We start from the raw sequence: 6909 nt of genomic DNA, 5'->3' as shown, positions 1-6909 counted from the left end.
CAAGGGGCTGATGATGTACGGCCAGATGACCGCCGGGTCCTGGATCTATATCGGCAGCCAGGGGATCGTGCAGGGCACCTACGAGACCTTCGCGGAGGCCGGCCGCCAGCATTTCGGCGGCGATCTGGCGGGGCGCTGGATCCTGACCGGCGGGCTGGGCGGCATGGGCGGGGCCCAGCCGCTTGCGGGCGTTTTTGCCGGGGCCTGCGTGCTGGCGGTTGAATGCCAGCCTTCCTCGATCGAGAAGCGGCTGGAGACCAGGTATCTGGACCACAAGGCGGATGACCTGGACACCGCCCTGGCGATGATCCGGGAGGCCTGTGCCGAGCGTCGCGCCATCAGCGTCGGGCTTCTCGGCAATGCGGCGGAGGTGTTTCCCGAATTGGTGCGGCGCGGGGTGGTGCCGGATATCGTCACCGACCAGACCAGCGCGCATGACCCGGCCAATGGCTACCTGCCCGCCGGCTGGTCGCTCGGCCAGTGGCAGGCGATGCGGGAGAGCGATCCGGCCGCTGTGGCTGCCGCCGCGAAACACTCCATGGTGGCGCATGTGCAGGCCATGCTGGATTTCCAGAGCCGCGGCGCCATCGTCATGGATTACGGCAACAACATCCGGCAGATGGCGAAGGAGGAAGGGCTCGCCAATGCCTTCGACTTCCCCGGCTTCGTCCCCGCCTATATCCGCCCGCTTTTCTGCCGCGGCGTCGGGCCGTTCCGCTGGGCCGCGCTGTCCGGCGACCCGGAGGATATCCGCAAGACCGATGCGCGGGTGAAGGAGCTGATTCCGGACGACCCGCATCTGCATCGCTGGCTCGACATGGCGCGCGAACGCATCGCCTTCCAGGGCCTGCCGGCGCGCATCTGCTGGGTCGGCCTCGGCCAGCGGGACCGGCTGGGGCTGGCGTTCAACGAGATGGTGGCGCGCGGTGAGATCGGCCCCATCGTGATCGGCCGCGACCACCTCGATTCCGGCAGCGTGGCCTCGCCGAACCGGGAGACGGAGGCGATGCAGGACGGATCGGATGCCGTCTCCGACTGGCCTTTGCTGAACGCGCTGCTGAACACCGCCTCCGGCGCCACCTGGGTTTCCCTGCACCATGGCGGCGGCGTCGGCATGGGCTTCTCGCAGCATGCGGGCATGGTGATCGTGGCCGATGGCACGGAAGCCGCGGCGCGGCGGCTTGCCCGCGTGCTGTGGAACGACCCGGCGACCGGCGTGATGCGCCATGCCGATGCGGGCTACGACATCGCGCTGGATTGCGCGCGGGAGAAGGGCCTCGACCTGCCGGGAATCCTGCGATGATCGGCCTTGCCGCCCTGCGCGCCGTGATGGCGGGCGCGCCCTTCGCCATGCCGGTGGGCTGGCAGCAGGCCACCGAACAGGGCGCCGCCGTGCTCGCCGCCAGGCTGGCCGAGGATGGGCCGATCTATGGCGTGAACACGGGTTTCGGCAAGCTCGCCTCCACCCGCATCGCGCCGGACAAGCTGGCGCAGCTTCAGCTCAACCTGCTCCGCAGCCACGCCGCTGGCACCGGTGCGCCGCTGCCCGCGCCGGTGGTGCGGCTGGTGCTGGCGCTGAAGGCGCTGTCGCTGTCGCGCGGCGCGTCCGGCGTGCGGGTGGCGGTGGTGGATTCGCTGCTGCAATTGCTGGCCACGGATGTGCTGCCGGTCATTCCGTCCAAGGGCTCGGTCGGCGCCTCCGGCGACCTGGCGCCGCTGGCGCATTGCGCGCTGGTGCTGGTCGGCGAGGGCGAGGTTTTTCTCAACGGCCAGCGCAGGCCAGGTGCCGAATCCGGCATCGCGCCGCTCACCCTGGGGCCGAAGGAAGGGCTGGCGCTGCTGAACGGCACGCAGGTCTCCACCGCCATCGCGCTCGCCAACCTGTTCGCGGCGCAGGATCTGCTCCGCACCTCGCTGGTCGCCGGCGCGCTCAGCGTCGATGCCGCGCGCGGTTCCGACACGCCCTTCGATGCGCGCATCCATGCGCTGCGTGGCCAGCCAGGCCAGATCCGCTGCGCCGCCGCCCTGCGCGGGCTGATGGCCGGCAGCGAAATCCGCGACAGCCACCGGGAGGGCGATACCCGTGTGCAGGACCCCTATTCCCTGCGCTGCCAACCGCAGGTGGCCGGCGCCTGCCTCGATCTGCTGGACAACGCCGCCGCGGTATTGCAGCGGGAGGCCAATGCCGTCACCGACAATCCGCTGGTAATGGCCGATGGCGACATCCTGTCGGGCGGCAACTTCCATGCGGAGCCGGTGGCCTTCGCCGCAGATACCATCGCCCTGGCACTCGCGGAGCTCGGCGCCATCAGCGAACGCCGCATCGCCCTGCTGGTGGACCCGGTGCTGTCCGGAATGCCGGCCTTCCTGGTGGCCGAGGGCGGGTTGCATTCCGGCTTCATGATCGCCCAGGTCACCGCCGCCGCGCTGGTGGCGGAAAACCGCGCACTGGCCACGCCGCGCAGCGTGGACAGCCTGCCCACAAGCGCCAACCAGGAAGACCATGTCAGCATGGCGACCGGCGCGGCGCTTCGGCTGGGGGAGATGGCGGAGAATCTGTCCTCGATCCTCTCCATCGAACTTTTGTGCGCTGCGCAGGGCCTGGAATTCCATCGGCCGCTGGCAACCTCCGCGCCGCTCGAAGCCGCACATGCCCTGGTGCGCAGCGTGGCGGCGCCCTGGGATGCGGACCGCTTCATGGCGCCCGACATGGAAGCGGTGCGCCTGCTGGTGCAGCATGGCGCCTTCGCCGCCCTGGTGGAGTTGCCCGCATGATGTTCGACCGCGTCTGGCTCGATGCCCATCTCTGCACCATGGTGCCGCGCGAGGGCGATCCGCTCGGCGTGATCGAGGATGGCGCGATCGCCGCCAAGGATGGCCGCATCGCGTGGGTGGGCCCGCGCGCCGAGCTGCCCGGCGAGGCCACCACCACCACGCATTGCGACGGCGCCTGGATCCTGCCCGGGCTGATCGATTGCCACACCCATCTGGTTCACGCCGGCGACCGCGCCCGCGAATTCGAGATGCGGCTGGAAGGCGCGAGCTACGAGGCCATCGCGCTGGCCGGCGGCGGCATCCTGTCCACCGTCCGCGCCACGCGCGACGCCTCCGAGGATGCGCTGGTGCAGGCCGCCCTGCCCCGCCTCGACCAGCTTCTGTCCGAGGGCGTCACCACCATCGAGGTGAAGTCCGGCTACGGCCTGGACCTCGCCACCGAAGCCCGCATGCTGCGCGCCGCGCGGCGCCTGCCCGGGCTGCGGGAGGTGTCGCTGCAGACCAGCCTGCTTGCCGCCCATGCGACGCCACCCGAATTCGCCGGCCGCACCGCCGAATTTGCCCGATTTGTGGCGGATGAGATCGTGCCGGCTATCGCCGCGGAGGGTCTGGCGGATGCGGTGGATGGCTTCACCGACAGCGCAATCGGCTTCACCGCCGAACAGACCGAATGGGTGTTCGAAGCCGCGCAGCGCCTCGGCCTGCCGGTGAAGCTGCATGCGGACCAGCTGCGCGACGATGGCGGCGCGGCGCTGGCGGCACGGTATGGCGCGCTGTCGGCCGACCATATCGAATATGCCAGCACCGCTGGTATCGCCGCGATGGCGCGCGCCGGAACCGTTGGCGTGCTGCTGCCCGGCGCCTTCTACTTCATCCGCGAAACCCACCTGCCGGACATCGCCGCGATGCGCGCCGCCGGGCTGCGCATGGCACTCGCCACCGATCTCAACCCAGGCTCCTGCCCCGCGCCATCCCTGCTGCTGATGCTGAACATGGGCTGCACCCTGTTCCGCCTGACGGTGGCGGAGGCGCTGGCGGGCGTCACCACCCACGCCGCCGCGGCGCTGGGCCTTGCCGATCGTGGCGCCCTGGCACCCGGCCTGCGCTGCGACCTGGCGTTGTATGGCATCTCCCGCCCCGCGGAGCTCTGCTACTGGATCGGCCGCAACCCCTGCCTTGGCCGCGTGGTCGCCGGCCGGTGAGCATCGCCGCCATGCAGGCCCGGGTGCGCGCGGGCGTGCCGCTGGCCGGTGCCTGGGGGATCGAGGTGCTGTCCTTCGGCGCGGGCCAGGCGCTGCTGCGGCTGCCGGCGAAGGATGATTTGCTGCGCCCCGGCGGCACGGTTTCCGGACCCGCGCTGATGGGGCTGGCCGATGTGGCGATGTGGGTGGCCCTGCTGTCGCTGACCGAGGGACGGGATGAGAGCCTGACGGCAAGCCTCGCCATCACCTTCCTGCGCCCGCCACCGGCCACCGCGGTGCTGGCGGAGGCACGCGTCATCAAGCGTGGACGAACCTTGTCCTATGGGGAAGTCATGCTGCGCGCGGATGGCGCGGACCAGCCCTGTGCGCATGTGACGACAAGCTGGGCCACGATCCGAACGGGCTGAAAGCCCCTTCACTTTCGCGCCCGTCTGCGCCACCTCTCTGCCGGCCCTTCCGGGCCACTCGAGGAGAACGCCATGCGTGCACGCGACCTGATGACAGCAGAGCCGATCACCTTCCAACCCAGCACCCCCATTTCCGTCGCCGCACGCGCCATGGCGGAACGCGGCTTCTCCGGCGCACCGGTGGTGGACGCGGATGGCAAGCTGCTTGGCATGCTGACCGAAGGCGACCTGCTGCGCCGCCTGGCCGCGCCGGCCGATGCGCCGAAATCCTGGATCGCCGGCCTGTTCCAGTCGGCCAGCGAACAGGCCGACCGGTTCGCCCGCGCCCATGGCCAGACCGCCGGTGATGCGATGACCCGCGGCGCCGTGACGGCGGAGGAAGACACGCCGGTCGAGACGCTGGCGAAGGCGATGGAAGAACGCGCCATCCGCCGCATCCCGGTGCTGCGGGACGGCCGTCTGGTGGGGATCGTGTCCCGCGCCGACCTGATCCGCGCGCTGCTGCAGCCCTCGACGGAACTGGTCGCCGATGCGCCGGATGAGCGTATTCGCCGCGCGCTGGCGAAGGCGATGAAGGAACAGCCCTGGGTCGACGCCTTCGCCATCTTCTTCGACGTGAAGGATGGCGTGGTGTTCTTCCACGGCTATTGCCGCAACGACGCGGTGCTGCGCGGGTTGAAGGTGCTGGCGGAGACGATCCCCGGCGTGAAGGGCGTGAACGTCATGGTCGAGCGCTCCTCCCTGGGTGGCGTCGCCGGCTGATGCCGCCACCGGGCGTGCCGCGCCGCGCCGTGCTCGCCCTGGCGGCGGGAATCGGCGTGCCGCGTGCCGCCCGGGCCCGGACAAGCCTCGCGGATGTCGCCCTGCCCGGCGCCGATGCGCTGCTGCTGGTACTGAGCGACCTGCATTCGGCGATGGAGCGCGCGGCCGCCATGCTCGGCACCATCGATGCCGTGCTGGCGGCCCATCGCGGCGTTCCCGCCTTCATCCTGCTGAATGGCGATGTCTTCGAGCGCGGCAACGCGATCGCCCGGCGCAGCGAGGCGGCGGGCGATTGGGCCTTCCTGGCCGCGCTGCGCCGCCGCGCACCGGTGGTGCTCAACATCGGCAATCACGAGACGGCGCTGGTCGATGATCTGGCGGAGGTGGTGGCGCGCGCCGGCAAGCTGGATCTGCGCGTCGTGTCCAACCTGCGCGACCGGCGCAGCGGCCTGCCCTTCGCCGAGGTCTCCGCCGCCTTCCGCCTGCCCGGCGGCCGGCGCCTGCGCGTGCTGGGCCTCGCCACCCATGAGGCCGCCACCTACCGCCCCGCCGCCCGCGCGCTGATCGACATGCCGGAGCCGGTGGACTGGGCGCGCGAGCGCCTGCCGCGCATCTTCGCAGAGGACGAGGCCTGGGTGCTGCTGAGCCATGCGGGCGTCGCCGCGGACCGCGCCATCCTGCCGCTGCTGCCGGGCGGCACGCTGCTGGTGGGCGGGCATGAGCATCTGCGCTTCACCCATGCCGAAGGCGCCACGCGCTACCTGCACACCGGGTCCTGGAACCGCAGCCTGTCCGTGGTCGGCCTCGGCCTCGGCGGTGCGCTGCCGCAGATCGCGCTGCGCGAGGTGGCGGTGGAACCCGGCCAAATGGAGGACGCCGCCCATGCTGCTTTGGTGCGGGAGATCACCGCCGCGCATCTGGCGCCGGAGGATGCGGAGGTGCTGTTCCACCTGCCCGCCCCCCTGAACCTGCCTCAGGCCGCCCGTGCCGCCTGCACCGCGCTGGCACGCGCCACCGGCAGCCAGGCCGGGCTGCTCGGCCATACCGGCTTCGGCACCGGCCTGCCGGGCGGGCCGGTGCGGCGGCTGGATTTCGATGCCTTCCTGCGTTTCGACGGCCCGGTATTCCGCGCAGCCGCGGATCTGACTGCGCTGGCGTCCATGGCGCCAAGGCTGAACCAGGATGAGTCGCTGCCGCTGGCCGGGCGCATCGGCGACTACGCCTATATCGATTCGTTGCCGCGCCACCCCGGCCGGCTGGCCAGCAATGGCTGGGTGCGAATGAACGCGGCGCATTTCCTGGGCACCGAGGCGCTGCAATTCGATCCGGTTCCCAACCTCGCATTGAAGCCTTTGGTGGCGCGCGCGCTGGCCCAGGGCTGAAGCGTCGCGATGACGGGTTCGCGACCGGCTTTTGTCTTGAAATCGTCAAGAACTGAGACCACGCTTTCATTTAGAGGCCCGGGTCCCTCTGGCAGTGTTCCCCCCGGTCACCGCGATGTCGGGCCTTCCACAAACCGCCGCGCCCCCGCGCTGCGACGGAAAGCGGAGGTCGAGGGCGTCATGGAGGGTGGAACCAGCGGGTCGGGCGGTGCATTGAAGCTGCGGCTGGTGGAACGCCTGTCGGATCTGGACCGGCTTATTGCGGCCGAACTCGCACGCTCTGCGCCGGATGCCGCGCTGATCCGCCGGCTGAGCCGGGAGAAGCTGCTGGCGAAGGACCGCATGGCCGCACTCGGCGGCTGCGGCATGCCGCGCTGGGCG

At 70.8% G+C, this 6909-nt stretch carries 7 protein-coding genes; all 7 read left to right on the top strand.

Features of this window, described 5'->3' with window-relative positions; translation table 11 throughout:
• Positions 1–1303, top strand: a 1303-nt coding sequence (gene hutU / locus Q8S40_RS00660; protein ID WP_305668893.1) for a urocanate hydratase, incomplete at its 5' end; no start/stop codon positions are given.
• The gene (gene hutH, locus Q8S40_RS00655; protein ID WP_305668892.1) at positions 1300–2775 is read left to right on the top strand and encodes a histidine ammonia-lyase; all 1476 of its coding nucleotides are present in this window, start codon (positions 1300–1302) and stop codon (positions 2773–2775) included. The genes hutU and hutH, both read left to right, overlap by 4 nt.
• Complete coding sequence (gene hutI, locus Q8S40_RS00650; protein ID WP_305668891.1) at positions 2772–3977, top strand: imidazolonepropionase; 1206 nt, start codon at positions 2772–2774, stop codon at positions 3975–3977. The genes hutH and hutI overlap by 4 nt, the downstream gene beginning before the upstream one ends.
• A complete protein-coding gene (locus Q8S40_RS00645) occupies positions 3974–4384 on the top strand; it encodes a PaaI family thioesterase (RefSeq protein ID WP_304810685.1) in 411 nt (136 codons plus the stop codon). Before hutI ends, Q8S40_RS00645 begins: the two co-directional genes overlap by 4 nt.
• A 72-nt stretch (positions 4385–4456) precedes the next feature.
• A complete protein-coding gene (locus Q8S40_RS00640) occupies positions 4457–5146 on the top strand; it encodes a CBS domain-containing protein (RefSeq protein ID WP_304810683.1) in 690 nt (229 codons plus the stop codon).
• On the top strand, positions 5146–6528 hold the full coding sequence (locus Q8S40_RS00635) for a metallophosphoesterase (RefSeq protein ID WP_305668890.1): 1383 nt from the start codon (positions 5146–5148) through the stop codon (positions 6526–6528). Before Q8S40_RS00640 ends, Q8S40_RS00635 begins: the two co-directional genes overlap by 1 nt.
• Before the next feature lie 180 nt (positions 6529–6708).
• Positions 6709–6909, top strand: a 201-nt coding sequence (locus Q8S40_RS00630; protein ID WP_305668889.1) for a YdcH family protein, incomplete at its 3' end; no start/stop codon positions are given.

The sequence above is a fragment of the Falsiroseomonas sp. genome, assembly GCF_030695085.1.
GTDB lineage: Bacteria > Pseudomonadota > Alphaproteobacteria > Acetobacterales > Acetobacteraceae > Falsiroseomonas.
This window is presented reverse-complemented; position numbering and strand designations above follow the sequence as displayed.

Excerpts from the sequence above, each read along its gene's own strand:
- Q8S40_RS00640 (WP_304810683.1), top strand. The coding sequence starts at position 4,457 with ATGCGTGCACGCGACCTGATGACAGCAGAGCCGATCACCTTCCAACCC.
- hutH (WP_305668892.1), top strand. The coding sequence starts at position 1,300 with ATGATCGGCCTTGCCGCCCTGCGCGCCGTGATGGCGGGCGCGCCCTTC.
- Q8S40_RS00635 (WP_305668890.1), top strand. The coding sequence starts at position 5,146 with ATGCCGCCACCGGGCGTGCCGCGCCGCGCCGTGCTCGCCCTGGCGGCG.
- hutI (WP_305668891.1), top strand. The coding sequence starts at position 2,772 with ATGATGTTCGACCGCGTCTGGCTCGATGCCCATCTCTGCACCATGGTG.